This window comes from uncultured Eubacterium sp. (assembly GCF_934525195.1).
GTDB lineage: Bacteria > Bacillota > Clostridia > Oscillospirales > Acutalibacteraceae > Eubacterium_R.
On the sequence record NZ_CAKSZA010000002.1, the window covers coordinates 283,538 to 309,635 of the forward strand.

General features: G+C 40.0%; 20 protein-coding genes. 5 read left to right on the forward strand and 15 right to left on the reverse strand.

Going from position 1 to position 26,098, the window contains the following annotated elements:
- Positions 1-30 precede the first annotated feature (30 nt).
- The 6 genes from Q0E03_RS03440 to Q0E03_RS03465 all read right to left on the reverse strand — a co-directional run bounded on the left by Q0E03_RS03440 (position 31) and on the right by Q0E03_RS03465 (position 10,039).
- Positions 31-4,953, reverse strand: coding sequence for an Ig-like domain-containing protein (locus Q0E03_RS03440; RefSeq protein ID WP_297129557.1), 4,923 nt, complete (start codon positions 4,951-4,953; stop codon positions 31-33).
- 286 nt (positions 4,954-5,239) lie between these two features.
- Positions 5,240-5,890 (reverse strand): HAD family hydrolase, encoded by a 651-nt coding sequence (locus Q0E03_RS03445; RefSeq protein WP_297129559.1) that lies wholly within the window; start codon positions 5,888-5,890, stop codon positions 5,240-5,242.
- Between the two features lie 67 nt (positions 5,891-5,957).
- Entirely contained in the window at positions 5,958-7,073 is a 1,116-nt protein-coding gene (gene tsf, locus Q0E03_RS03450; RefSeq protein ID WP_297129561.1) for a translation elongation factor Ts, read from the reverse strand.
- A 45-nt stretch (positions 7,074-7,118) separates the two neighbouring features.
- Positions 7,119-7,856, reverse strand: coding sequence for a 30S ribosomal protein S2 (rpsB, locus tag Q0E03_RS03455; protein WP_294835650.1), 738 nt, complete (start codon positions 7,854-7,856; stop codon positions 7,119-7,121).
- Between the two features lie 178 nt (positions 7,857-8,034).
- The gene (locus Q0E03_RS03460; RefSeq protein WP_297129564.1) at positions 8,035-8,520 is read right to left on the reverse strand and encodes a hypothetical protein; all 486 of its coding nucleotides are present in this window, start codon (positions 8,518-8,520) and stop codon (positions 8,035-8,037) included.
- Positions 8,521-8,536: 16 nt separating this feature from the next.
- A complete protein-coding gene (locus tag Q0E03_RS03465) occupies positions 8,537-10,039 on the reverse strand; it encodes an NAD(P)H-hydrate dehydratase (RefSeq protein ID WP_297129566.1) in 1,503 nt (500 codons plus the stop codon).
- A 129-nt stretch (positions 10,040-10,168) separates the two neighbouring features.
- On the opposite strand from Q0E03_RS03465, the gene Q0E03_RS03470 reads away from it, so the two are divergent.
- On the forward strand, positions 10,169-11,065 hold the full coding sequence (locus Q0E03_RS03470; RefSeq protein ID WP_297129568.1) for a phosphatase PAP2 family protein: 897 nt from the start codon (positions 10,169-10,171) through the stop codon (positions 11,063-11,065).
- A gap of 330 nt (positions 11,066-11,395) precedes the next feature.
- On the opposite strand, the gene sigG is transcribed toward Q0E03_RS03470, so the two are convergent.
- Positions 11,396-12,166 carry an RNA polymerase sporulation sigma factor SigG gene (gene sigG / locus Q0E03_RS03475; protein ID WP_297129570.1) on the reverse strand — a complete coding sequence of 257 codons (771 nt, stop codon included), beginning with the start codon at positions 12,164-12,166 and terminating at the stop codon, positions 11,396-11,398.
- A gap of 75 nt (positions 12,167-12,241) precedes the next feature.
- A complete protein-coding gene (locus Q0E03_RS03480) occupies positions 12,242-12,985 on the reverse strand; it encodes a hypothetical protein (RefSeq protein WP_297129573.1) in 744 nt (247 codons plus the stop codon).
- Positions 12,986-13,666: 681 nt separating this feature from the next.
- On the opposite strand from Q0E03_RS03480, the gene Q0E03_RS03485 reads away from it, so the two are divergent.
- Positions 13,667-14,062, forward strand: coding sequence for a helix-turn-helix transcriptional regulator (locus Q0E03_RS03485; RefSeq protein WP_297129575.1), 396 nt, complete (start codon positions 13,667-13,669; stop codon positions 14,060-14,062).
- 63 nt (positions 14,063-14,125) lie between these two features.
- Here Q0E03_RS03485 and Q0E03_RS03490 read toward each other — a convergent pair whose 3' ends face one another.
- Positions 14,126-15,508 (reverse strand): D-alanyl-D-alanine carboxypeptidase family protein, encoded by a 1,383-nt coding sequence (locus Q0E03_RS03490; protein ID WP_297129577.1) that lies wholly within the window; start codon positions 15,506-15,508, stop codon positions 14,126-14,128.
- A gap of 95 nt (positions 15,509-15,603) precedes the next feature.
- Here Q0E03_RS03490 and Q0E03_RS03495 point away from each other — a divergent pair, with 95 nt between their 5' ends.
- On the forward strand, positions 15,604-16,278 hold the full coding sequence (locus Q0E03_RS03495; RefSeq protein WP_297129579.1) for a metallophosphoesterase: 675 nt from the start codon (positions 15,604-15,606) through the stop codon (positions 16,276-16,278).
- A 309-nt stretch (positions 16,279-16,587) separates the two neighbouring features.
- Here the strand turns inward: Q0E03_RS03495 and Q0E03_RS03500 are convergent, their stop codons facing one another.
- From Q0E03_RS03500 to Q0E03_RS03520, 5 genes are read right to left on the reverse strand one after another with little or no spacing between them, the layout of a single operon-like run.
- On the reverse strand, positions 16,588-18,669 hold the full coding sequence (locus tag Q0E03_RS03500; protein WP_297129581.1) for a bifunctional 4-hydroxy-3-methylbut-2-enyl diphosphate reductase/30S ribosomal protein S1: 2,082 nt from the start codon (positions 18,667-18,669) through the stop codon (positions 16,588-16,590).
- Positions 18,666-19,316: a 1-acyl-sn-glycerol-3-phosphate acyltransferase gene (locus Q0E03_RS03505; RefSeq protein ID WP_297129584.1), complete on the reverse strand. Its 651-nt coding sequence runs from the start codon at positions 19,314-19,316 to the stop codon at positions 18,666-18,668. The genes Q0E03_RS03500 and Q0E03_RS03505 overlap by 4 nt, the downstream gene beginning before the upstream one ends.
- On the reverse strand, positions 19,313-19,975 hold the full coding sequence (gene cmk, locus Q0E03_RS03510) for a (d)CMP kinase (RefSeq protein WP_297129586.1): 663 nt from the start codon (positions 19,973-19,975) through the stop codon (positions 19,313-19,315). Before cmk ends, Q0E03_RS03505 begins: the two co-directional genes overlap by 4 nt.
- 33 nt (positions 19,976-20,008) lie before the next feature.
- Complete coding sequence (locus Q0E03_RS03515; protein WP_297129588.1) at positions 20,009-21,232, reverse strand: NAD(P)/FAD-dependent oxidoreductase; 1,224 nt, start codon at positions 21,230-21,232, stop codon at positions 20,009-20,011.
- A gap of 14 nt (positions 21,233-21,246) precedes the next feature.
- Positions 21,247-23,148 carry an ABC-F family ATP-binding cassette domain-containing protein gene (locus tag Q0E03_RS03520; protein ID WP_297129590.1) on the reverse strand — a complete coding sequence of 634 codons (1,902 nt, stop codon included), beginning with the start codon at positions 23,146-23,148 and terminating at the stop codon, positions 21,247-21,249.
- Between the two features lie 108 nt (positions 23,149-23,256).
- Here Q0E03_RS03520 and Q0E03_RS03525 point away from each other — a divergent pair, with 108 nt between their 5' ends.
- Complete coding sequence (locus Q0E03_RS03525; protein ID WP_297129592.1) at positions 23,257-24,210, forward strand: type I phosphomannose isomerase catalytic subunit; 954 nt, start codon at positions 23,257-23,259, stop codon at positions 24,208-24,210.
- Between the two features lie 71 nt (positions 24,211-24,281).
- Positions 24,282-24,485: a DUF378 domain-containing protein gene (locus Q0E03_RS03530; protein WP_288527889.1), complete on the forward strand. Its 204-nt coding sequence runs from the start codon at positions 24,282-24,284 to the stop codon at positions 24,483-24,485.
- Between the two features lie 58 nt (positions 24,486-24,543).
- Here the strand turns inward: Q0E03_RS03530 and Q0E03_RS03535 are convergent, their stop codons facing one another.
- Entirely contained in the window at positions 24,544-26,049 is a 1,506-nt protein-coding gene (locus Q0E03_RS03535; protein ID WP_297129595.1) for a CoA-acylating methylmalonate-semialdehyde dehydrogenase, read from the reverse strand.
- Positions 26,050-26,098: the final 49 nt, after the last annotated feature.

Below are 26,098 nucleotides of genomic sequence, written 5' to 3' on the forward strand. Positions count from 1 at the left end.
AAAGAGGAAGCAATAATTCAGTTAGTTTTTTTAGTTTTTATAAGAAAATGTGCTGTCAAATTCGTTATAGAAATTCATAAAGATTTCATAATAAAGTGAAGCAAGCTGAGAATCGGAAATTTCTCTGATCGTTGCATAATCTTTTGCATTGATGCAACCGTCCTTGTTGAAATCAAGTGCCACCATCGGAATGTTAATTTCAACATCTTCGGTCATATCCACAGTCAACATTCTGTTAAATGTTTGGTTATCAAAGAAAACGTTATGTTCGCCCTGTTTTATCAAACAACTGAGCTTGCCTTCGTTATCCGTGGTTCCAACAAACACATCGTCAACATACACATTTACTCCGCCAACAGGAGCCGTTCCCTTATCAACTTCCGCACTTTCAAGAACCGTTGTTTTAAAGACAGCGGTATAATAATCAGCTGTTAATTTTACATTATAAGTTGGACTCTGATAACTTTCAAGTCCGGCACAAACAGCTTTAAAAGTCAAGTTGTATTCCCCTGCTTTTGCAACAACAAATGTGTCACCGTCAATTTGAATCCAACCGTCACCATTATTGTAGTAATAAACAGCATCAGTACAGTTTGGTGAAGAAAGTGTAAATGTGACAATTTGTGAAGTTTCGCCGCCAACAGTTCCCGACGGTGTAACATAAAGCACGGGTCTTTCGGCAACCGCAATATTATTAATATTGATAACCTCGGTTGTGGTGAGTCCGTTATTTGCAGTCATCACAACAACATATCTGCCGTTATCTGTCACTTCAAAATAATCGGATGCAGTTACATCCTTGCCGTTTACGCTGACGGATTTCAAGCCTGAACGGCCTGTGTTAACCTTGTAATAAACCTTATATGAAGAAGCATTACCCTTGTTTTCATCAAGAGTATATTCAAGGGTCGGAGCAACGGTATCAATCATAATGCGGTAGCTGTCGGAATAGTTACTCTCAACACCTGCACCGTTAACTGCCTTAAATATATACGAAGCGTCAACATCTTCATCAATAGTTATAACAGAGCCTTCTTCGGCAGGAATCCAGCTTTTGCCATTGTCCTTGCTGAAATAATAATGAACACCCGAAATTGCCTGATTGAGTATGCTCATACTGAACTTGACGGAGTCGGCAGTCCATCTGCCAAATGTACCCTCAAAGTCAACACGAACAACAGGCTCGGTCTTATCAATTTTTACAAAAAAATCGTTTTCGGTCACCGTTTCGTTATCAGCATAGGACACGGCTTTGAATTTATAATTCCATTCGCCTTGTTCTTTTACAACAAGTGTGTCGCCGTCCATCTCGACCCAATCTCCACCGTTTAGACTGTAATAATATCTGAAAATGCCCGAAAATGCGGTTGATGAAAGTTTGATTGTGACGTCCTTTGATGTCCAACTGTCGCTTTCGTAATTTTCACCGTCGGCATCCGCCGTGACAACAATCTGGGTCGGAGGCTCAACATCAAGGACATATCCAACCGTCGATTTACTATCGGACATATTGCCCGCTCTATCTATCGCTCTTGCCTCAGCATAACCTTTAAAATCGCTGTCCTGCAACGGTTTGTTGCTGTCATCATATACTGCCCAATCATTGAGTGGCGTGCCGTTTTCGTCAATAAAACGATATTCAATTCTGTCAACACCTGCAACGCCAACATCCTCGGCGCTGATAGTCAACTCGGTAGTTTTATTGAAAAACATACCAAAGGAAATTTTGTTTATCAGTCTTGCAAAATCGTTTGTGTCCTTGTGAGCAATTGAAATTTCTGTAACAATCGGTTTTTGGGTATCAATATTGTTTACAGAGATACTCTGCTCACTTTCAAGCAAACTGTTTGACACGATTTTTACAGTATAATTTCCATTTTCAATAACGGTAAATTCTGCTTGACTATCAATTTTACTACCATTGAGATAAACCGCTTTGACACCTGAAGTACCAACATTCAAATCATTAATTCTTACAGAATACGACTGATTTGTGATGTTTGTATTATCCTGAGCAAGGGTGAATGACGGAACAATCTTGTCGATTTTAACCGTATACGGCTGTGTGATTTCGCTTTCAATTCCCGCACTGTTAATAGCTTTAAATGTGTATACGCTGTCCGTATTTTCAGAAACAGTCAAAGAATCGCCGTTAATTTCATTCCATTCGCCACCGTCAACATTATAGTAATATTTTGTGCCGTCTAATTGGTGTGTACTGCTCAAAGTAAACACAACATCATTGCCTGTCCACGAGCCGTCATAATCTGCCGTGTCAAGCGAAACGACAGGTTTTCCGTAAATGATAATCGGAAATTCTGCTGTTACCGAACGACCGTAATGATTATAAACAACCTTAACCGTTTGCTCTACATCAAATTTTGAATAATCAACAGCGGAGTCGTCAACCGTGTAGTCAAAAACTTCTTCACGAGGCGAGTTGCTGTAATTCGCATAAACCTTTAATCCGCTTAAATCAAGCTGTTTTACGCCCTCAACATAAGCATATTTCGGGGCGGTAATATCGATTGACTCAACGGCTTTTGAATTCACCTTAACAGGAAATACCGCACGGAACTGCTCGCCTGCTCTGACGAGAGTTACGAGTACATATTGCTCTCTGTCAATCAAAGTTGGGTCAAATCCGCTTATCTCATAATCATCAACATCAACGCTGATAATAGAATCGCCATAGCTTTCGGCATCCGAATAATAATTTGCCAATTCATTGCGGTCGTATGTTGCGGAAACCTTTAATCCGGTCAAATCAAGTTCCGTTTCGCCCTCGATATAATCATATTTTTCAGGTGCTGTTACAGCTATATTTTTTGGCTGAATTTCAACAACTTGAATTTGTTTTGAAGCCTCGACATAAGAACCGCTTAATGAAGTTGTTCCCTCTCTGCCAAAGACCCAAAGAGTTGTTGTGCCTGCCGATTTTCCGTATACCTTGCCGTTTGAATCAACAGTTGCAACGCTGTTTTCGGTATTACCCGATGTACTGCTCCAGCTTGAATTCCACGGACGAGTTCCGTCATCAAATGTAAGTCCCCAATGAACATTTTTAGTGCTGATTCTTGACGGAGAAAATATTGCAGAATACTCTCTCGGAAAGTCTTTGACAACAACATCATTACCCGAAATTGATGCACTCACAAGATTATTGACAGAAGCACCTCTGACATTAAAGGTCACAGAAGATGACACACCGCCGATAATCGCAGTAATTGTAACTGATTTTGAATTATAAATAGTGAGTCCGCCTGAATCAAGACCGAGAACCTTACCGTTTTCATCAACGGATGCAACAGACGGGTCGGAACTTTTCCAAACAACATTTTTGAGCAAATCAGGGTCATAATCTGCCGGCAAAATATTTGTGATATTAAGCTGACCTGTCTTACCTTCTTCAAGGAACGAGTCCCTACTGCCTACCAAAAAATTTGTAGTAAAGCCGTTGCCCTTTTCAACAGAAAAGCTTGTAATCGGAACACCCGAAGATACCGTTTTTTCAGCTTCAAGCGAAGTGTCATTATAAGTAACCTTAACATAAATTTTGATTATTCCGACTTCTCTTGCAACAAGATTGCCGTTTGCATCAATCGAAGCAAAGCCGTTATCGGCAGGAGTGTCTGCCGTTGCAAGCACAAGCTTGCCCGACTGTGAATCATATAATCCCCACTGACGCACAACGCCTGTATTTGTGTTAAGTCTTACAGGGGTTACATCCGCAGTATATTTATTTGTTTCGTTAAGTGCAATGTTCTCATAACCGTTGATTTCAACGCTATTGATTGTGTCGCCGATAACATTTCTATTAATTTTTAGCGACGCTGTTTTTGAAACGCCGTCAATTGTTGCCGTGATTGTGACGGTTTTTGATAACTGCAAGCCTTGACCAGCATCAAGAGCGGTAACAACACCGTCTTGAGTAATGACAGCGGCTGACGTATCCGAACATTCCCATTTTACATCGCCTGTGTATGCACCGGCAGGAGAAACATTTTCAATAGTGAGTTGAGTGGTTTCGCCCTCTTTTATATCAAGAGTTCCGCCGATTGCAAAATCGGTAACAGGAAGTTCTTCACGAGATACGACTTTGAACTCAACAGTATCTGTAACCGCAGAATAAAGAGCGTTTTCGGGATTTGCACGAATATAAACAGTACCCGGAGAAGTGAAAGTTACAAGACCGTCGGAGGTAATTGTTGCATGCTTCCATGACTCAGTATCAAGAGCCTTGCCGACGCTCCATTTGACACTTTGCTTAAGTCGAACAGGAGTTACCGCACCGTACATTTGCACCTGCTTGCCGACAGCAACAGTTTTCGGAACAGTCTTTTTGTTTGTAATATGTACACCCGTAGGCCATATATTACCTGCCAAACTTTGGTCAACCGCAACCTCTGCCTTGTCGGAAGCAAGAACCTTTCCGCTTTCGTTGACAAGCCGAGCCGTAATTGTGATTGTCATATTATTCAGCATATTTTCAAGAGCTTCGCCCATAGTTTGGTTAATACCCTTTACAATTGCAACAACCATGTCGGTATTGAGGTTACTGTCATTAAGGTCGATATGCGCCTTTGCAAAAGCCTTTTCAATAGCGTCTGCGGTTGCATTGCCTATAAGCGGAGTTGGGCGAACCTCATTATCAAGCCAATATTTGATGACGGCAGCTTTTGAGTAATCGTACGCAGTTACCTTGCCTGTTTCGTCAACATCCGCAAGCAAAGGCATATTGCTTTCCCACTCAACAGTCGAGCCTGCCGGAAGTTCCGACTCCGAATGAGCGACCAACTGTGCAGAATCGTATTCGGTGATGTGCAAAGTTTCTTTCAGCTCCGCATCATTATAATAAATAGTGATGCTTTCCAACGCATTGACAAAACTCGGTGGCATGCTGACAGATAAAACAAGCCAAACGCTCAACAGCATACTGATTACTTTTTTCATAAAAGCTCCTCCATTCATTTTTGTAAACCGCAAAATTAAATATTATAAATCTTATGCAAATTATATCACAATTTTGATTGTTTTACAACAAAAATATGCACCAAATACGACAGATAATAAAATTAATTAATTATAAGTATACCGAAAAACGATTAATATCTTAAGTTGTTTTTATAATATTTTCTGATTTGTAAACATTTTTCTAAAAAACAAAGCACAAAAAAATCGCCTGAAAGCCCCAAAAGCAGGGAGTTTCAAGCGATTTTTTATTTAATTTACGGTTTAATCAGCTTAGTAAATTTTTTAACTCGTCAACCGTTTTTACAATATATGTTGCATCGGCATTTTTAAGTTCATCAAAGGTGCCATATCCATATTCTACTCCGATTGAATCAATACCTACTGATTGAGCGCCAATCATATCTTCTGCTCTGTCGCCAATCATTACAACTTTGGATTTGTCCTTGATATTACATTCATTAAGCGCATATTCAATTACTTCTGCCTTTTTTGACCGAGTAGTATCCATATTCGAACCTGCGATGAAATCAAAATATTTTGTGAGGTCAAAATGCTCCATTATTCTGTCAGTAAACGGTTGAGGTTTAGAGGTAGCAACAATAAGAGTTTTTCCGTTTTCTTTAAGATTTTGAAGCAAGTCGGTTATGCCGCTGTAAACCTCGTTTTCAAACAAACCTTTTGTGCTGAAATATTCACGGTAAAGTTTTACTGCTTGCAAAGATTTTTCCTTATCAAAGCCAAAATATTTTTCAAATGATTCGTGAAGCGGAGGACCTAAAAACTTTCTCAAAAGTGACATTTCATAATCGTCAATATCATACTTTTCAAGCGCATAAATGATAGAATTAATAATTCCCTGAGATGAATCGGTGAGCGTTCCGTCAAGGTCAAAAAGAATGGTTGAATAGCTTTTCATAAAACACCTCTGTTATAAAATATTTGCAAAAAAGAGCATCTCGATTGAGATGCTCTTAAATGTTTAATTAGCCGTTGATTTGCTTTGCAATTTCTTCTGCGAAGTTTTCTTCTCTCTTTTCGAGGCCGTCGCCCTTCATCATACGGATGAAGTTTGTTGCCTTGATTTCTGTGCCGAGAGTCTTTGCAACGCTTTCAATGTAACCTGCAACTGAACCCTGGAAGAGATCTGAACGAACGAAGTCTTGCTCAAGAAGGCAAATTTCCTTGATTTGCTTCTGGAGTCTGCCCTTTACAAGGCCTGTGAAAATCTTGTTATCAACAATTTCGTCCTTGTGTGAAACTGCGATGCCTGCAAGAATTTCAAGAGCTTCCTTAGAAATGAAGTTTGTGAAGTTCTTTCTTTGCTTATTGTCAAGGCCCTGATAAATTGTGATATCTTCATCAGTCCACTTCTTGTCGTTGATAGCTTCGTCGATAAGCTTGCCGAGGATCGGAATAGGAAGTGAATCAGGCTTGTTGAGAGCACTGTCAACTGTGATTGAGTGCATCTTTTCTGATTCTTCGGCAGAGATGTCGTCGCTGCTCAAATACTCAGGATTCATAGCTGCGATTTGCATAGCAACATTCTTGCCCATAGCTACGAATTCAGGATCAGCAGCCTTTGACTCGTCAGCAACATCAAAGCCAACCATAACACCAACGCTACCGCCGGCATGGATGTATGTTGAAACGATACCGTCCATTCTTTCGAAACGGCGAACTTTCATATTCTCACCGATTGCAAGAACGAGGTCGTTAAGTGTTTCTGTAACAGTTCTGTCTGTGCCGTCGAACTTCTCTTCCTTAAGAGCTTCAACATCGGCAGGATTTGTTGCAAGGATTGTCTTTGCAACGCCTTCTACGAAAGACATAAACTTTTCATTCTTTGCAACGAAGTCTGTTTCTGAGTTAACTTCAAGAACAACACCCTTCTTTGCCTGAGCATCATAGTAAGGAAGAACAACGCCTTCAGCGGCAATTCTTGATGCCTTCTTCTGTGCAGCTGCAAGACCTCTTTCACGAAGGAAGTCGATAGCCTTATCCATATCGCCGTCAGCTTCAACAAGAGCCTTTTTGCACTCCATCATACCAACGCCGGTCTTCTCACGAAGAGCCTTTACATCTTGTGCTGTAAATGCCATAATAATATCCTCCAATATAATAAAGTAAAATTAAGTTATAATTAATTATTCAGCTGCTTCTTCTGTTGCAGGAGCTTCTTCAGGAGCAACTGCATCAGCGCCATCTCTACCCTCGATAACAGCGTTAGCCATAGCACCTGCAATAAGCTTTACTGCACGGATAGCGTCATCGTTACCAGGAATTACATAGTCGATTTCATCAGGGTCGCAGTTTGTGTCAACGATAGCAACGATTGGAAGACCGAGCTTTGTTGCTTCTGATACAGCGATTCTTTCCTTGCGTGGGTCAACGATGAACATTGCATCAGGAATCTTCTTCATTTCTGTGATACCGCCGAGGTACTTCTCAAGCTTTTCGATTTCAAGTTCAAGACCTGCAACTTCCTTCTTTGGAAGAAGATCGAATGTGCCGTCCTCTTGCATCTTCTTGAGTTGAGCAAGACGAGCAACACGACCACGGATTGTCTTGAAGTTTGTGAGCATACCGCCAAGCCATCTTGCATTTACATATGGCATTGAGCAACGGATAGCCTCTTCCTTAACGCTCTCCTGAGCCTGCTTCTTTGTACCGACAAAGATGATGCTTCCGCCTTCTGCTGCGAGATCACGAACGAACATATAAGCCTCGTCCAACTTCTTTACTGTCTTTTGAAGATCGATGATATAAATACCATTTCTCTCTGTGAAGATGTATTCAGCCATTTTAGGGTTCCATCTTCTTGTTTGGTGACCAAAGTGTACACCTGCTTCTAAAAGCTGTTTCATAGAAACTACATTTGCCATTTTCATTTCCTCCTTTAAGGTTAATCCTCCACAACGAAGTATGGCAAGAGCCGATTTTGTAACCTTTGGCTCAACCTCATTGTGTGCGAATTCGCTTTCTTTTTTACGAATGCGTTAGCATTATAACAAAAAGGGCTGAAAAAATCAACCCTTTTTTGCTATTTATATAATATATTTATTAACTTTTTTTGCTGTTAATATCAAATTCAATGCTGAAATCGGCATCGGGGATATTCAAGCTGACAAGTTCCGATGATTGATTGACTGTCAAAGTGAAATTGCCGACCGAAGTTTTGCCGTCAAAAACATAAGCATTATCAACCTTTTTGCAATTTGAAACAGTTGTGATTACGTCATAAAACAGCACGGCGGGATTATAGGCGGAAACCTTTGATTTATCAGCCTTTGTGAGCATATCTCGCCTTGAAAAAGCGACCTCTTTGCCGTTGCAGGAAATCGTCGTTCCGCTTGCATTTGTCGAAGTCGGGGTTATGTACACGCTCTCGCCGTCAAACTTTACATTGGCGGAATAGGAATAATCACCCGTTTTGACCGTTGCGGTTTGAAAATATTTCGGCTTTAGTTCAACGGTACTTTTGACAGTTGTGCAACCACATAAAAGCAGAAACACAAGGCACATCGAAAATGATATTAATTTTTTCATAAAATCAACCCGAATATCAAAATTCGGACATTAAAGCACCGAGTCGGTCTATCATATCAAAAACGGTAATTCCTCTTTGGCTGATGGCTTTTGAGGCATTATCACCCGACAAGCCGTGAATAAACACACCTGCCTTTGTTGCGTCATACGGATTTATTCCTTGCGCAACAAACGAGCCGATAATACCGCTGAGCATATCACCCGTTCCACCCATAGCCATTGCAGGATTGCCGCTCATATTAACAAACACCGTTTCTCCGTCCGTAACTACGGTATTTGCACCCTTTAATGCAATCAAAACACCGTATTTCTTTGCAAAATCCTTTGCAATTTCAACACGATTTGACTGCACTTCCTCCACCGATTTTGACACGAGCCTTGACATCTCACCGGGATGCGGCGTAAGAACAACAGGTACTTTAACATCCTTTAATATATCTATGCTCAAAGTTATGCAATTTATACCGTCAGCATCAAGAATAACCGGCACTTTTGAATTTTTAAGCACAAATTCGGTGATTTTTCTTGTATCGGCGCTGACACCCATACCGCAACCGAGAACAATCGCACTTGCCCACTTCACATCATTCGATATTTCATCAAGGGCTTTTTCGCTGTACATTCCGTTTGACTCCTCAACGGGATTGAAAATAGGTTGAACAAGATGCAACGCAACAATAGGATAAGCGGATTTCGGAACGGTCAACTTTACAAGTCCGACACCGCTTCTTATTGCGGATTCGCAGCAAATAACACCTGCTCCCGGCATTTTGTACGAACCGCAAAGGCAAAGAAGATGACCGTTTGAACCTTTGTTTGAATTATATTCAAGCGGCGGAATAATTTTTTTCACATCATCAATCATTATTGCGGTTGCGTAGTCATCAACATAGCAATCATCGGGAATACCGATATTAACAACTTTTATTTCTCCGCAAAGAGCATTTGACGGCGGAAGAACATGACAGAACTTCAAAGTGGAAATTGCGACAGTAAAATCTGCTTTGACAGCATTTTTGCAAGCCGAGCCGTCGGTTGCATTTGTACCGCTCGGAGTATCAACAGAAATAACAATAGCGGAACTGTTGCCAACCGTTTCGAACACCTTGTCAAACGGACTGCGAGCCTCACCGTGAAAACCGATTCCGAAAATACAATCAACGATATAATCGGCTGAAAGAACGCTGTCATTAAAAAATTCCACGGGAACTCCCGACATTACAGCCTCGTTATAATATTTGAGAGGCTCGGCAATTTCAGGTTCTTTATCGCAAAGAACGATTTTTGCATTTGCACCGTAGGCATAAAGAAGCCTTGCAATAACAAAGCCGTCGCCTGCATTTTTGCCGTTTCCGCACAAGACGGCAACCGAACTGTTAACAAGGCTGTCGCCGTATTTTTCAATAATACTTTCGGCACAGGCAGTACCTGCTTTGAGCATTAATTCGGCTTCGGTTGAATAATATTTAAAGCAGTCGGTTTCAACCGCTCTGATTTCATCAGCTGTTAATATATACATATTTTCACAACCTCTCATTTTGTTACATTTTTATAGTATCACAAAGAAATAATTATGACAAGTTTGTTATTGAAATAGGAGTAAAAATTTGGTATAGTATTACTATAAATTACTAAAGGGGAAATAGAAATGAACACTTTTTTACTCGCCGCTGTCACACTTGGCGAAAGAGTTGACAGCATCTTTTACAACTTTGACCTATGGGTATTCAGCTTTTTTGGTCATATGCAATGCGGATTTTTGACCGCCGTTGCAAAGATTTTCACCTCATTCGGTGACGAGATGTTTGTAATTCCTATGGCAGCGTTTGGCTTGGTGCTTTGTCTGTTTAAGAAAACAAGAAAATACGGCGCAGCTTTGATTTTCTCGATTGTTATCGGAACACTCATAACAAATGTTGTTGTTAAGCCGATGTTCTTGAGAATCAGACCGTACAACACACTTCAAGGTGTTGCAGAGTATTTTGCTTGGTACAAGGGTGCAGGAATGCTCAGCGAAAGCGACTATTCGTTCCCATCGGGTCACACAACCGCTGCATTTGAAATTGCAATGTCAATGTGCCTTTGCTTCAAAAAAGACAACAAAAAGTTCTACTGGGTATTCCCTGTTATCGCACTTTGCACAATGGGAAGCCGTGTTTATTTGATGGTTCACTATGCAAGTGATGTTTTGGCAGGATTTATCGTTGGCACATTTGCAGGTTGCATGGGTTATTTGCTTGCAACTCTGGCTTGCAAACTTGTTGAAAAGAGCAAGTTCCTTGATAAAATCGATGTTACACCGTTGTTCAAGAAAGTCAATCCAAAAGTTGCACCTGTTGCAATCGTTGCGGTTGTTGTCGGCATTTTCTGTTTGAGCTACATTCCTGCAATGACAGAGGGCGGCGAAAGCGCTCACAGATGTGCATATGTCGGTGAATACGATTGTATGAACGAAGCGAAAGTTGATGACGAAGATTATCCGCCGATTGACGGCAAGGAATACTGCAAAATCCACTGGAAACAATTAAGCGGAGTAAAAGAATAAGTTAATAAGCTGTTGAGAAAGCTTCTGAATTTCGTTTTTTTGCGAAGGAAGATGTACGATGGTACCTCGACTGAGCAAAAAACGAAAAACGCCAAAAATGCTGTAAGTTCGACACTTACAGCATTTTTTAAACCCCACCGTCAACACTTCGTGTTGCCACCTTTACTGCGTAGACGCCCCCTTTTGTCTGCGTTGCAGACATTTCCCCCGATTAACGGGGGAATCACCTTTTAAAAAATGGGAGGCATAATTCGGTTGAATTATATTTGACGTGTTTCAGGAGCTTTATCGACAGAATAAGACGAGAGACAAAATGCTTCTCGTTTTTATTTATTCGCTCTTTATTCTTTTAAGTGCATTCTTTTCAAGCCGTGACACCTGCGCTTGAGAAATTCCGATTTCCTCTGCGGTTTCCATTTGTGTTTTGCCCTGCATAAAACGCATATACAAAATGCGGTGTTCCCTGTCATCAAGATTTTTGAGCCTATCCCTCATTAAGATTTCATCCACCCAATCGGCATCGGTGCTGTTATCACCGATTTGGTCCATAACGAATATCGTGTCTCCGCCGTCATTATAAACAGGCTCATAGAGGCTCACAGGGTCAACAATGGCCTCAAGCGCAATCACAACATCAGCCTTTTTCATATTAAGTTCTTTGGCAATTTCATCAACAGTCGATTCTTTGTTATATTTATTGGTCAGCATTTCCTTGACCTGCATTGCCTTATATGCCGTGTCACGAAGTGAACGGCTTACACGAATTGGGTTATTGTCACGCAAAAAGCGGCGTATTTCCCCGATTATCATAGGTACTGCATAGGTTGAGAATCTTACGTTAAGGTCGGTATTGAAATTATCAATCGCTTTAATCAAGCCAATGACACCGACCTGAAACAAATCGTCCATTCCCTCGCCTCTGTTGGCAAAGCGTTGAACAACGGAAAGAACAAGACGCAGATTGCCGTTAATCAGTTCGTCCCTTGCTTTTTGGTCACCCGATTGAGCTTTTTTGAGGAGTTCGATTTTTTCGGGTTCTTTTAAAAGTTTTAACTCATTTGTGTTTATTCCGCATATTTCTACCTTGTTATAATACTGCACATAATCATCCTTTAGTTTTTATGTACAAGAATATTATTAACGCAAGGCAGCATTTTTATCCTTTAATTTATCTTTTTACCATAAAATTGTTTTTTTAGTTTTTAAATCTTCAATTGCAACTTCTTCGTCAATTATTTCATTATAATTAATATCATTTTGATCTTCTTCAAATCCAAAATAATCAAATCTTTCACCGTCGTCAATCCTTTTTGTCGGCAAATCATAATTCACAAAACAAACATTTATAGGATTTTGCCCCGGAAGAAAATAATATTTTCCAAATTCGGATTCTATTTTTGCTGTGATTGTTTCCGTTTCTTTTAATAATGACGATAAATCTTCAAAATCGGAGCGTAAATATACAGAAATAATTCCGTTATAAGAAGCAAATATTTCTTGGATAAGTTCCTCAATATTTTCACTTGTCCATTTTGTATTGTCTTTCTTTAGAATATTTGTAAGCACATCATATTCGTAATAGCCTGAACTGTACGGAGTGTGTAAAACAAGTACATCCGTAATATCGGAATTACCCGTAACATTTATTAAATACTCTTTCATATATCGGTTAATTTCTTCCAACTGGTAATCATCATAAAATTCGCCCTTGTTATATATGACCGAAAAATCTTTTTCTGTATCCTTAAAATTAACGGCAAACGGAACAAATTCACCGGGTCTGTATAATAGAGGCCAATCGAAGAAATCGGAATCGTCTTTATAGTAGGGTAGCTTAATGCTGATAATTTTAAAATCCTTATTGTATTTCTTTTCAACATATGCAGAGGCATTATGTATTAAACAAACTAAAAATATCATAGAACATACAATTATAAATAACAACGCCGTAAGTATAATTTTTTGTATCTTTTTTCTGTTATGCTGTTTCATATTTTTCTCCTTTTTACAGTCAAATGTTTATTAAAATATTTTTTCTCGTCCTATTATTTTTTATATCGGATATTTTTTATTCACTAACAATAAAAATGCCGAGGTAAAAAAGCCTATTGTAACAGGGTTTATTATTTGAAAAAGGTAATCTATAACAATAATTGTTTTGTTATATTTATTTTTACACAACATAATAAAATTGATTATTATAAATGCTATCGGAAACAAGAACAAATAAACATCAAGAATTTTTGAAAGTGAAAACGAAATCGTTAACATACTTGAAAAAGTGGAAATTATATTGTCGCCAATAAGCAACGATATGTTGGCACGCTCTATTAAATATGTAATTATCGACAACAAATAAAAGACCAAAAATATAACAGATATAGAAAATGCAGTTTTCTTTTTTACATTAAAAGAGTTAATATAGTCTTTAACGCTGTATTGACCGTTTTTCAAATAAATCACCTCTTATATTATTACTCTATCATAAAAATATTTAAAATAAAAGTACAAGTTTCGTTATTAACGAACAATAAAAAGATATTTGTTGCATTTTGTCGAACAAGTATGATATAATCTAAAAAAGAAAGGCGGTGAGCACCTATGTCTTTTGGTAACGAAGACTTTTATACAAAAGAAAATCTAAAAGTAAACATCAGACGATTTAGAGAATCGAGCAATTTTACACAAACACAGGTGGCACTGCTGATGGGAACAAACCGAACGACCTACACAAAATGGGAAAGCGGTGACTCGTTGCCAAACGCCATCCAACTATCAAAGCTTGCGTCAATTTACGGCAAAAGGGTTGATGATTTTTATACCGATTACAATACGCTTATGGTAGGCGATTCATTGTTTGACAAGCCAAGTGGAAACGCCTTTATCAGCGATTTGACAAAGCAGGAAAAAGTATTGCTTGCAAAATACCGTATGCTCAACGACAGCGACAAAGAAATAATCAACAACTTGATAGAAGAATTGAGAACCAAGAACTAAGAACAAAAAATAAAAAACAGCGTTGTAATATGCCAATTAACGGAACATTACAACGCTTTTATTTTATCTTCTCGGACGAGGTGGCGGAAGATAATCATCTTCACCATAAAGTTGTTTGTCCAATTCCTCCTGCTCTCTGCGACGCTTTGCAACACGTTCTTTATCTCGACGCAGCCGTCTTACAAAGGTGACGATATACAAAATTGCAAGCAAAACAATCACGCCAAGCACTGCAAGAACAATCTTGTTTGTAAAGAATTTTTTTAGTGCATTAAGAATTTTCAAAAATGTTGAAAGTTCAACAGTTTTTGCGGCAACCAAATCAACCGTAACAATAGTTTTTTCGCCAAAGATAACATTTGCCTTGCATACAAAATCGCCCTTTGTCACAGGAGCATCAAGACTTTCGGGCGGGTCGACAGGTTCAATAATCACGTTTGAAGGGTCAAGTGTGCTCGGAACAAGAGTGGTTATATCATCCTTGACAACAAGCTGAACCGTGTCGGCATCCTTGCCGTTATTTACGGGAAGCTCATATGCTATATCGTTTTTACGCACAACCGTGGTATATTTGAGGGAATCAAACGCCCAATCAAAAAGAGATTTTGCATCAATGAAAGAGCATTTTGTTTTGATGCCGTCAAGCACTTCAATCGGACTGTCCATAACGATTGCAAGATAGTTATAACCGCCTTTTGAAGCCTTTGTGATTACACAATAGCCTGCCTGCTCTGTTGAGCCTGTTTTGATGCCTTGAGCGTACTGATAATAATATGTGACATGAAATTTGTCGAGCATATAGTTGGTATGAATAAAATTCAACTTGCCGAACTTATATTGCTGGGTACTTGAAATTTTATTGAAAACTTCATTTTTCATAGCGGCAAGAGTAATCTTTGCCATATCGGACGGAGTTGTGTAATGATTTGGGTCGTGTAAACCGTCAGGATTGACAAAATTGGTGTCCTTGCAACCGAGAGATTTAACCCAACTGTTCATCTCTTCGACAAATGCGGGAACACTTCCGCTGACAAACTCGGCAAGAACCTGGCAAGCATCACAAGCAGAGTGCACCATAGTGAGATACAAAAGTTCCTCAATTGTGACGGTTTGACCGATTTTCAGCCCTGCAACCTGTGCACCCGTGCCATAAAGCGCCTCTATTGCACTTTTTGAAACGGTTGTTTTTTGTGACAAATCCTTAACTTTATTTAAAGTTACCATAGTTGTGACAATTTTTGTAAGAGAAGCAGGATATTTTCTTTTGTCGGCATTTTTTTCTGCAACAACGGGATAAGAATCGTCATCAAGACTGATAAGCATATATGCATCTGCATAAATTTTTACATTTGGAGTATAAGTTGCTGCTTTTGCGGTGAAGGGAACGCAAAAAGCGGTGAGCGAAATTATAACAATGCTCATAAAAACCGAAATTAGTTTTTTCATACACTTGACACCTCACTAAATAAATTATATTATAAATATAATAACATATCTTAAACGATAATAAAAGACTAAAATTTAATTTGAGGTAAACTTAAATGGTATATATCACAGGCGACACCCACGGTGACTTGAGCCTATTCAAAAACCCAAAGCTAAAAAAGCTGAATGATGATGACATTCTTATTATTTGCGGTGACTTCGGCTTTTTGTGGGACGGAAGCGAAAAAGAAAAAAAGGCTATTGAAACCCTTTCAAAGAAAAAATACACCATCTGCTTTGTTGACGGTGCACACGAAAATTTTGATATGCTAAACGCATACAGACCATACAGATTTAAGGGCGGAACGGCACACAAAATCAGTCCAAACATTTTTCATCTTATGCGAGGTGAGATTTTTACATTCTGTGGCAAAACTTTCTTTTGTATGGGTGGCGGCGAAAGCGACGACATTGATATGAGGCAAGAGGGCAGAAGTTGGTGGAAAGATGAAATGCCGAATGCCGAGGAAATGAAAAACGGTGCAGATAATCTTAAAGATGCCGATTTTCAGGTTGATTATGTTATCACCCACGAAGCACCTGCCATGGCAAAAGATTTCATCAGACTTCACACAAATTCTGCAATGAAGCAAACACCGATTAACACCTATCTGCAAGAACTGATGAAAAATGTTGAATACAATCATTGGTTCTTCGGTTCGTTACACATTGATTTGCAGATAAGCAAAAAAATGACTGCTGTATTTAATGAAATAATTAAAATAAGATAAAAACAACGCTGTAAGGTAAAACTTACAGCGTTCAGACTGTCGATAAAGTCTCTGAAACACGCCAAATATAATCAACCGAATTATGCCTCCTCTTTTAGCAAAAGGGGAGGTGGCAACACAAAGTGTTGACGGTGGGGTTTAAAAATGCTGTAAGTAATGATCTTACAGCATTTATGGCGTTTTCCGTTTTTTGCTCGGGGGCGGTACCTATGTACAGCTCCCACTCGCAAGAAAACGAAATTCAGAAACTTTCTCAACAGCCTCCTGCGTGTCGAAAAAGACCGTTTCTTGCGAAACGGTCTTTGTTAATTATTCTTCTGTTGCTTCTTCAGCTGATTCTTCAGCTTCTGCCGAATCATCCTCTGCTGTTTCAGGCTTGTCGAGGAGTTCTTTCATTGAAAGAGAAACTCTCTTCTTATCGAAATCGATTTCAATAATCTTTGCCTTAACAACATCGCCAATCTTAAGAACATCCTGAGGAGTCTTAATTCTATCCCAAGATATTTGGCTGATGTGAATCAAACCATCAACTGTCGGAAGAATGTTTGCAAATGCACCGAATGTTGCAAATGAAACAATCTTTGCATCAACAACTGAGCCAACAGGATAATCTCTCTTGAGGATTTCCCATGGATTGTCCTCAATGTTCTTGAAACCAAGAGAAATCTTCTTTGTTTCTTCATCAAGTGACTTGATAGTAACTTCAACTACATCGCCAACATTAACAACCTCTGATGGGTGCTTAATTCTTGACCATGAAAGCTCTGAAATATGTACCATACCGTCGATACCGCCGAGATCAACAAACGCACCGTATGATGTGAGTGACTTAACAGTACCCTTAACCTTGTCGCCCTCCTTGAGAGTTGCCCAAAGTGCTTCTTGCTTTTCTTTTCTTTCAGCATCGGCAACAACCTTGATTGAGCCAACTGCTCTTCTGCGAGCAGGGTTAATGTCGATAATCTTGAACTTAACTGTTGCATCCTTGAGAACAGAGAGTTCCTGATTGCGAGGAACACCTGTGAGTGATGCAGGAACAAATACTCTTGTACCCTTTGCTGATACAAGAACACCGCCACGGATTACAGCGGTAACCTGACCTTCGAGAATTTCATCGTTTTCCTTAGCGGCAACGATTTCGTCCCAACCCTTTACAGCGTCAAACAAACGCTTTGAGAGCTTAAGAACACCGTCTTGGTCATCTGTTTTCATAATAACAAGCTGGATTTCGTCGCCGACTGCAACTACATCTTCGCACTTTGAGATATTGTCTGATGACAAATCGTCAAATGCAACAACGCCTGTTTGCTTTCTGCCGGGAACATCTACAAATACTTCAGTAGGAGTAATTCTTACTACTGTACCTGTAACTACCTTGCTGTTTTCGTTTTCCTTAAAAGATTCATTAAGTAATTCTTCAAAGGATGCCTCACCATCAGCAGATGCTTTGACAGCAGGCTTTGTAGCCTTATCAGCGTTTTCTGCTGTCTCCACAACTTCTTCAGTTACGGCTGAAGTTGTTTCAACTTCCTTTTCTTTAATTTCTTCGGACATGGATTTGAGTACCTCCTTGATTATTACCGAGGGTGTCGAAGCCCCCGCAGTTACACCAATCACATTGTACTTGCTCAAATCAAGTGAAGCAAGCTCATCCGCAGTTTCTATAAGAAAAGTGGGACAATTCGCCTCGCCTGTATCTCGCAATTTGCAAGTGTTTGATGAATGACGCCCTCCGACAACAATCATAGCATCGGAAATTTTAGAAAGTTCCTCCGCCTCATTTTGCCTATCGGACGTTGCATTACATATTGTATCAAATATTTTACAGTTTGTACATAGTTTTTTGAATATTTTTTTGCATTTTTTTTGCTCATTTAGCGAAAAAGTTGTTTGAGCGACACAAATCACATCATTTTTTTGTGCAATTTCGTGTTTTTGTATAATTTCCGTGAGTTCTTCCTCATTCTTGAAAACATAAGAATCACTTTTGCAATAGGATTTTATGCCCAAAACTTCGGGATGATTCTTATCTCCTGCAATCAAAACAACAGTATTTTCATCCTGTTTTTTGACGATGTTATGAATTTTAGTTACAAACGGACAGGTTGCGTTAACACAATCAACCCCCTTGCTTTCGAGTTCGTCAAGAACACTTTTTTCTACACCGTGGGTGCGAACAACAACGGTATATCCCTGCGGTGCTTGTGAAATATCATCAATAATTTTTACACCTTTGCTCTCCAAATCGGCAACAAGCTGTGCATTGTGAATAATTGGGCCGAGAGTGCAAACCTTTCTGCCCTCACCGACAAGTTCATACACAAGATTAACCGCCCTGTCAACTCCAAAACAAAAGCCCGCTGTTTTTGCAAGAATTATTTGCTTACTCACTTTTGTTCAGCCTCCCAAAGCTCTGTTATCTTATCCATAACCATATTGGCAGCGTTTGAAATATCACTTCTGCCAAAATCTTCCTTGTTAAAGTTCATATCTTCAGGAGTGATGAGTTTGCCGTAAGAAACAGTAACTTTTTTGCCTGCCTTGATTTCGCCATCGCAGCAAATAGCAACAGGAAGAACGCCTGCATTGGTAGCCTTTGCGATAATGGCAACGCCCGCCTTTGCTCTTTGCGGTCTGCCACCCTTGCCTCTGATTCTCTTGCCCTCCGGACAAATAGCCATTACATGACCCTCTTGAACAATCTTTTCGCCGTATTCAATAGCAGAAGTGTCGCCCTTGCCTCTGTGAACAGGAAAAGTCTGCATATGAGTCATAAACCAAGCCAAAAGCGGATTTTCAAAAAGTTCCGCCTTGCCCATAAAGTGAAGTGTCGGCACTTCTTTCGGTGCGCCAACAAACACGGGGTCGAGTGCGTGGGTGTGATTGATTGCCAAAATATACTTTGTTCCCTTTGGAGGGATATTTTCAAGTCCCTTGTATTCGGTGTGAAATACCATCTTGATAAAAGGCTTGAACACATTTTTTACAAAATTATATAGTTTATAGTCTTTTACGGTTGAGTAATCAAATTCTTTCACTGAATTCTCTCCTTAATTGTATTTACTATTAAATCAATTGACTCCTGCAAAGTGAGTTCGGAAGTGTCTGCCATAATTGATTCTTCACTCGGTTTAAGCGGTGCAATCTCTCTGTGAGAGTCCTGATAGTCACGCTGATTGACATCCTTAAGGACATCGTCAAAGCTGACATTTTCGCCCTTTTCCACAAGCTCTTTATATCTTCTTTCTGCTCTGCATTCAGGAGAAGCGAAAAGAAAAATCTTTACTTCTGCATCGGGAAGAACAACGGTTGCAATATCTCTGCCGTCCATAATGACATTGTTGGTTTTTGCAATTTCTCGTTGAAGATTAAGCAAAAACGCTCTGACCTGCGGTATTGCAGAAACCTTGCTTGCTCCCATAGAAATTTCAGGTGTACGGATAAAATCGGACACATCCTCGCCGTTAAGATAAACAGACTGAACGCCATCGACATATTTCAGTTCAACCTTGGTGTCATCAAGCATAGATATAATTCCCTGTTTGTCATCAATAACGCCGTTTTTTACTGCGTTGTATGCAACGGCACGATAAAGAGCACCCGTGTCTACATAAATAAAGCCGAGTTCCTTGGCGGCAGCTTTTGCAATTGTGCTCTTGCCTGCTCCGGCAGGTCCGTCAATAGCAACATTAATCATACAATACCTCTCTTATATAAAAACATTATTATACTAAATATTCATTCCGCACAGATAGCCTGTTGAAAAAGCGACCTGCAAATTGAATCCGCCCGTATAAGCGTCAACATCAATAACTTCTCCCGCAAAATAGAGATTATCAACAATCTTTGAACCCATAGTTTTTGGATTGATTTCCTTTACATCAACTCCGCCCGAAGTGATAATCGCCTCGTTAATCGGTCTGAAATCGCTAATGTTAACAGTAAAGTTTTTCAGCAAGCTGACAAGATTTTGACGCTGAACTTTTGTGATTTGATTTACCTTTTCCGACGGTTCGATTCCCGACAGTTTTACGACAACGGGAATAAGCTTGTTCGGCAACAATTTTGACAAAGAATTGATGAAATCCTTGTTTGTGTTTTCTGCAAAATCTCGCTGAATTCGTTTGTCAAGAGTTTGCTCGTCAAGTGCCGGCTTCAAATCAATAACGATTTTGTAATTATGCTCTTTTGGGTGAGTCATATGTGACGAAGCGGATAAAATCACCGGTCCGCTGACACCGTAATGAGTGAACAGCATTTCACCGAAATCAGAATATATTTCCTTTTCGCCGTCAAGCAATTTGATTGAAATATTGCGAAGCGACAAGCCTTGAAGTTTTGGCACAAAACCGTTTGACGCAACAAGAGATATGAGTGCAGGCTCAATATCCGTAACGGTGTGTCCGACACTTTCGGCAAGTTTGTATCCGTCACCTGTTGAGCCTGTTGACTGATAGCTCAAACCGCCTGTGCAAATTGCAAACGCATCACCGTAAACAACAGTTCCGTCGGCAAGATTAACCGACTTGATGACATTGTTTTCTGTATTAAACGAAGTGACCGTGCCCTCAACAAACTTAACTCCGTTTTGCTTTGCATTTTTTACAAGAGCGTCAACAATGTCAACCGCCTTATCGGATTCGGGGAAAACGCGATTACCTCTTTCAATTTTTGTGGGCACTCCCATTTCCTCAATCAACGCAATGGTGTCATACGGCATAAATGACGAAAACGCCGAATACATAAACCTTTTGTTAGTGACAACGCTGTTGATTAAATCATCCAAATCAAAACAAGCATTTGTCACATTGCATCTGCCCTTGCCCGTTATCATAACCTTGCGTGCCGGGCGTGAATTTTTTTCTATAACCGTGACATCCTCGCCACGGCCTGCGGCTGTTGCCGAGGCAATCAAGCCTGCCGCACCACCGCCGATAAATATAATTTTTCTCATAAAATGATTATAAATTATTCCTCTGCTTCTGTCAATCTTTCAGATAATTCCTCCCACTCGGTGTAGAGAATATCCCTGTATTGAGTCTTGCGGTCGAGTTTTGCCGTAAGCTCCATAAGTTCCTCGTAATCGGAAGTGGTGAGTTTTGAATTAATATCATCTATTTCAAGTTCGGTCGTTTCAATTTCTTCCTCGACCTTTGCAAGACGATTTTTCATTTTCAGCATCTGTGAGCGACGCTCTTTTTTAAGAAGATAGTCGTTCACCTTTTTTACGGTTTCTTTTTTCTCAACGACTTCTTGAGATGCGGTTCTATTTTTGCGTTCAATATATTCATCGTAATTGCCGAGATACTCGTTTACCCCTGTCGGAGTGAGTTCGAGAATACGTGAAGAAAGCTTGTTGATAAAATATCTGTCGTGCGACACGATGAGCATTGTGCCCGAATAATCAAGAAGCGTGTTTTCAAGTTCTTCTCTTGAAAAAGCATCAAGATGGTTTGTCGGCTCATCAAGGAGCAGGAAGTTGAACTTGCCAAGCATCAATTTGAGAAGTGCAATTCGTGCTCTTTCACCGCCCGAACAATCAGAAAGATTTTTGTAAACCTCATCACCTTTGAACAGAAAAGCCGCAAGTGCCGACCTAACGGAAGTTTCGGTCATAGACGGGAATGACGACCAAACTTCTTCTATTGCTGTTTTTGTCAAATCAAGTTTTGCCTGAACCTGGTCGAAATAACCGGTAATGACATTTGAGCCAAACTTGAATGTGCCATCATCGGGAGCATAGTCTTTCATCAAAACTTTCAAGAGAGTTGTTTTTCCGCAACCGTTATCACCGAGGAGGAACACTCTGTCACCTTTTTTTACCTCAAAGGAAGTGTTTGAAAAAATGGTTTTGTCGCCAAACGATTTTTTGAGATTACTGACCGAAAGAACATCGTCACCGCTGACACATTTAGGTGTAAAATCAAAGCGAATTCGAGCAACTTTGCTGTCGGGAACAACAAGCTGTGCCTTGATTCGCTCAACAACTTTTTCTTTGCTTTCGGCGGTTTTGATATTTTTTTCTCTGTTCCACTGTCTTTGTTGCTCGATGATGCCCTCAAGTCGGGCAATTTCTTTCATATCATTTTCGTACTTTTCCTCAACAGCCTTTTGTTCGGCAGCCTTTTTAACAAGAAATTCCGAATAATTGCCGATATACGAACGACATTTTTTATTTTCTATTTCAACCGTTTTGGTAGTGATTTTGTCAAGGAAATATCTGTCGTGCGACACGATAAGACACGCACCGTTGAAGTCCTTTAAAAATCCCTCAAGCCATTCAACAGCTTTGATGTCGAGGTGGTTTGTCGGCTCGTCAAGAAGCAAAAAATCTGCTTTCGACAAAAGAAGCTTTGCAAGAATGAGTTTTGAGCGTTGACCACCTGAAAGTTTGGCGGTAGGCATAACAAAATCGTCCTCGCCAAAGCCAAGACCGATAAGTGCGGAGCGAGTCATACTTTTGTATGTAAGTCCTCCGTCACGAGTGAAAATCGTATTAAGTCTGTCCTGTTCTTCAATCAGTTCGGCTTGATTTCCCTCACCTTTTGTGAGAAGTTCGGTAATTTCTTCAAGTCTTTTTTCAACGACAATCAAATCGTCAAAAACGGAAACAAGTTCATCCCAAACAGTTTTGTTTTCGCTGCAAGTATGCTGTTCCATATATCCGAGGCGAGAATTTTTCGAGATGAAGCACGCACCGTCATCAGGGGTGTACTCCCCTGTTATAATCTTGAAAAGAGAAGTTTTGCCTGCACCGTTACAGCCGATAAGACCGACCTTTTCTTTTTCTTTAATATCAAAAGAAACATTGCTGAAAAGAGTTTTTTCACCAAATGATAATGTTAAGTTTTGAACATCTAAAACTGCCATAATAACTCCGACATAAAAAATATATTTATTATTTTACAACAAAACTGCTTGAATGTGAAGCCTAATTTTGATATTATTTATTTATATCATAATAAAGAGGTAATCACTATGGAAATATTAAAGTTGAAACCAATATTTAAAGACTATATTTGGGGCGGAAACAGACTGCGTGATGATTACGGATTTGAAACAGGGTTTGACAAAACAGCCGAAGGTTGGATGCTTGCCTGCCACAAAGACGGAATGAACACGATAGACGGCGGAAAATATGACGGCAAAGAACTTCAAAGCGTTCTTGACGAGGTTGGACTTGTTGAGGTTCTTGGCAAAAATGCGGAAAAATATCCATATTTTCCTATTCTTATAAAGTTGATTGACGCATACGACAATCTTTCTATTCAGGTGCATCCTGACGACAAATACGCAAGAGAGATCGAAAACGAATTCGGCAAAACAGAAATGTGGTATGTTCTTGACGCAACGGACGGAGCAACGCTTATATACGGCTTCAAGAATGAAATCACAAAAGACGAATTTCAAAAAGCTATTGAGGACAACACACTCCTCGACAAACTGAATGTTGTAAATGTCAAAAAAGGCGACACATTTTTCATTGAAGCAGGAACTGTGCACGCAATTGGAAAAGGTGCAATGATAGCGGAAATTCAGCAAAATTCGAACTGCACATACAGAGTTTATGATTACGGCAGAGTCGGCGCTGACGGCAAGCCGAGAGAGTTGCACATCAAAAAGGCGGTTGACGTTTCAAAAACCGTTCCTCCAACCCACGACATCAAACCTATGGGAGAAACCGAGCACAAAAGCGGATATGACGAACAACTCATCACAAAATGCAAATTGTTCAATGTTGAGCGATTTGAAATAAAAAATAAAGCAGAATTTGAAACCGACGGCAATTCATTTATGCACATTTTGGTGATTGAGGGCAACGGAAAAATCGACGGCAGAAAAGCTAAAAAAGGCGACAGTTTTCTCGTTCCTGCAAATCACGAAAAATTTGAAATCAGCGGAGAAATCGAATTTTTGGCAACAACAATTTAACAAAATCAACATAGAATAACAAAGCTCCTTTTGGTCAATACTAAAACCAAAAGGAGTTGTTTTTTATGAAGATATTGGATAGAATCGCTTTGATTTTAACAATCATCGGCGGAATAAATTGGGGTTTAATCGGCATTTTTAAATTCGACCTCGTTGCGTGGATATTCGGCGGTCAAGGCGCTATTATGTCACGAATCGTGTACACGCTCGTTTGCCTTTCGGCTGTGTGGTGCATAAGTCTTTTATTCCGCAACACGACAATGCTTGAAGATTAAAACAACCCCTATGGTGAGATATAATTCATCATAGGGGTTAATTATTAGTCGGATGTGATTAAAGCAAACCGTCCCAAGTGTCTACTTCTTTTGCTTTCATTTCTTCCTCATCAAACCAATGTTGAGTTACAGATTTGCTTTCTGTAAAGAAACGATAAGCATCTTTGCCAAGGCAATGAAGGTCGCCGAAGAATGATTGCTTGTGACCGCTGAACGGAATGAAGCCGACAGGAACAGGGATACCGACATTGATACCAACCTGACCGCCGTCTGTGTATCTTGCAAACTGACGAGCATAATAACCGCTTTGAGTATAGATAACAGAACCGTTTGCATACGGATTGTTGTTCATAAGTTCAAGACCTTCTTCAAAAGTCTTTACTCTCTTGATGCAAAGAACAGGACCGAAAACTTCTTCACGACCGATTGACATATCTTCGCCTACATTGTCAAAAACAGTCGGACCTACAAAATAGCCGTTTTTACATTCGACAGGAAGTTCAGGGCTTCTGCCGTCAACAACAAGAGTTGCACCCTCGTTGATACCTTTTTCAATATCTGCAAGCACTTCTTTATAGTGCTTTTCGTATGTAATAGGACCGAGGCGTGTATTTTTATCCCAAGCAAGACCGCAGTTTACGGATGCAACTTGCTTTTTGAGTTCTGCAACAAATTTGTCTGCAATGCTCTCTTGAACAACACAGCAAGAAAGAGCCATACATCTTTGACCGCCACAACCAAAAGCAGAGTTGATTACGCCTGCAACAGTTCTTTCGAGAGCGCAATCTTCAAGAATAAGAGCGTGATTCTTTGCCTGACAAAGAGCCTGACATCTCTTACCCGAAGCAGCTGCTCTTTCATACACCTTTAATCCGACAGGAGTTGAACCGACAAAAGTTACACCCTTTACGTCGGGATGGTCAAGAATAGTGTTAACTTCTTTTCGTGAGCAAGTAACAATATTAACAACGCCCTTTGGTATACCTGCTTCTACATAAAGTTCTGCAATACGCATAGCTGTTCTCGGAGTGAGAGAAGCCGCCTTGAGAACTATTGTGTTACCGCAAGCAACGCACACGGGGACCATCCAACCGAACGGAATCATAGCCGGAAAATTAACAGGAACTATACCTGCAAAAACGCCGATAGCTTCACGATACTTGACTGTGTCAAAGCCTGTTGAAGCGTCCATAAGGCTTTCGCCCATCATAAGTGACGGAGCCTGAGTTGCAAGTTCCGTGCCCTCAATAGCCTTGCCGACATCGCCTGCTGCCTCTGCCCAAGTTTTGCCGTTTTCTTCACAAACAAGCATTGTAAGCTCATCAAGATGCTCGTTGAGAAGTTCACGAACCCTATAAAGCACAGCGGCTCTTTTGCGGGCAGGAGTGTTTTTCCAAGCAGGAAAAGCAGCCTTTGCGGCTTCAATCGCTTCAAGCACCTCGTCATTGGTACAGCAAGGAGCTTGACCTGTAACCTCGCCCGTTGACGGATTATGCAAATCGTACCAAATCTCTGCGCCTGATTCCTTGAACTCATTGTTTACAAAATACTTTAATCTTTCCATATTAAATCCCCTTTTAGAAAAATTATTTTTATTAAATTATATATTATTT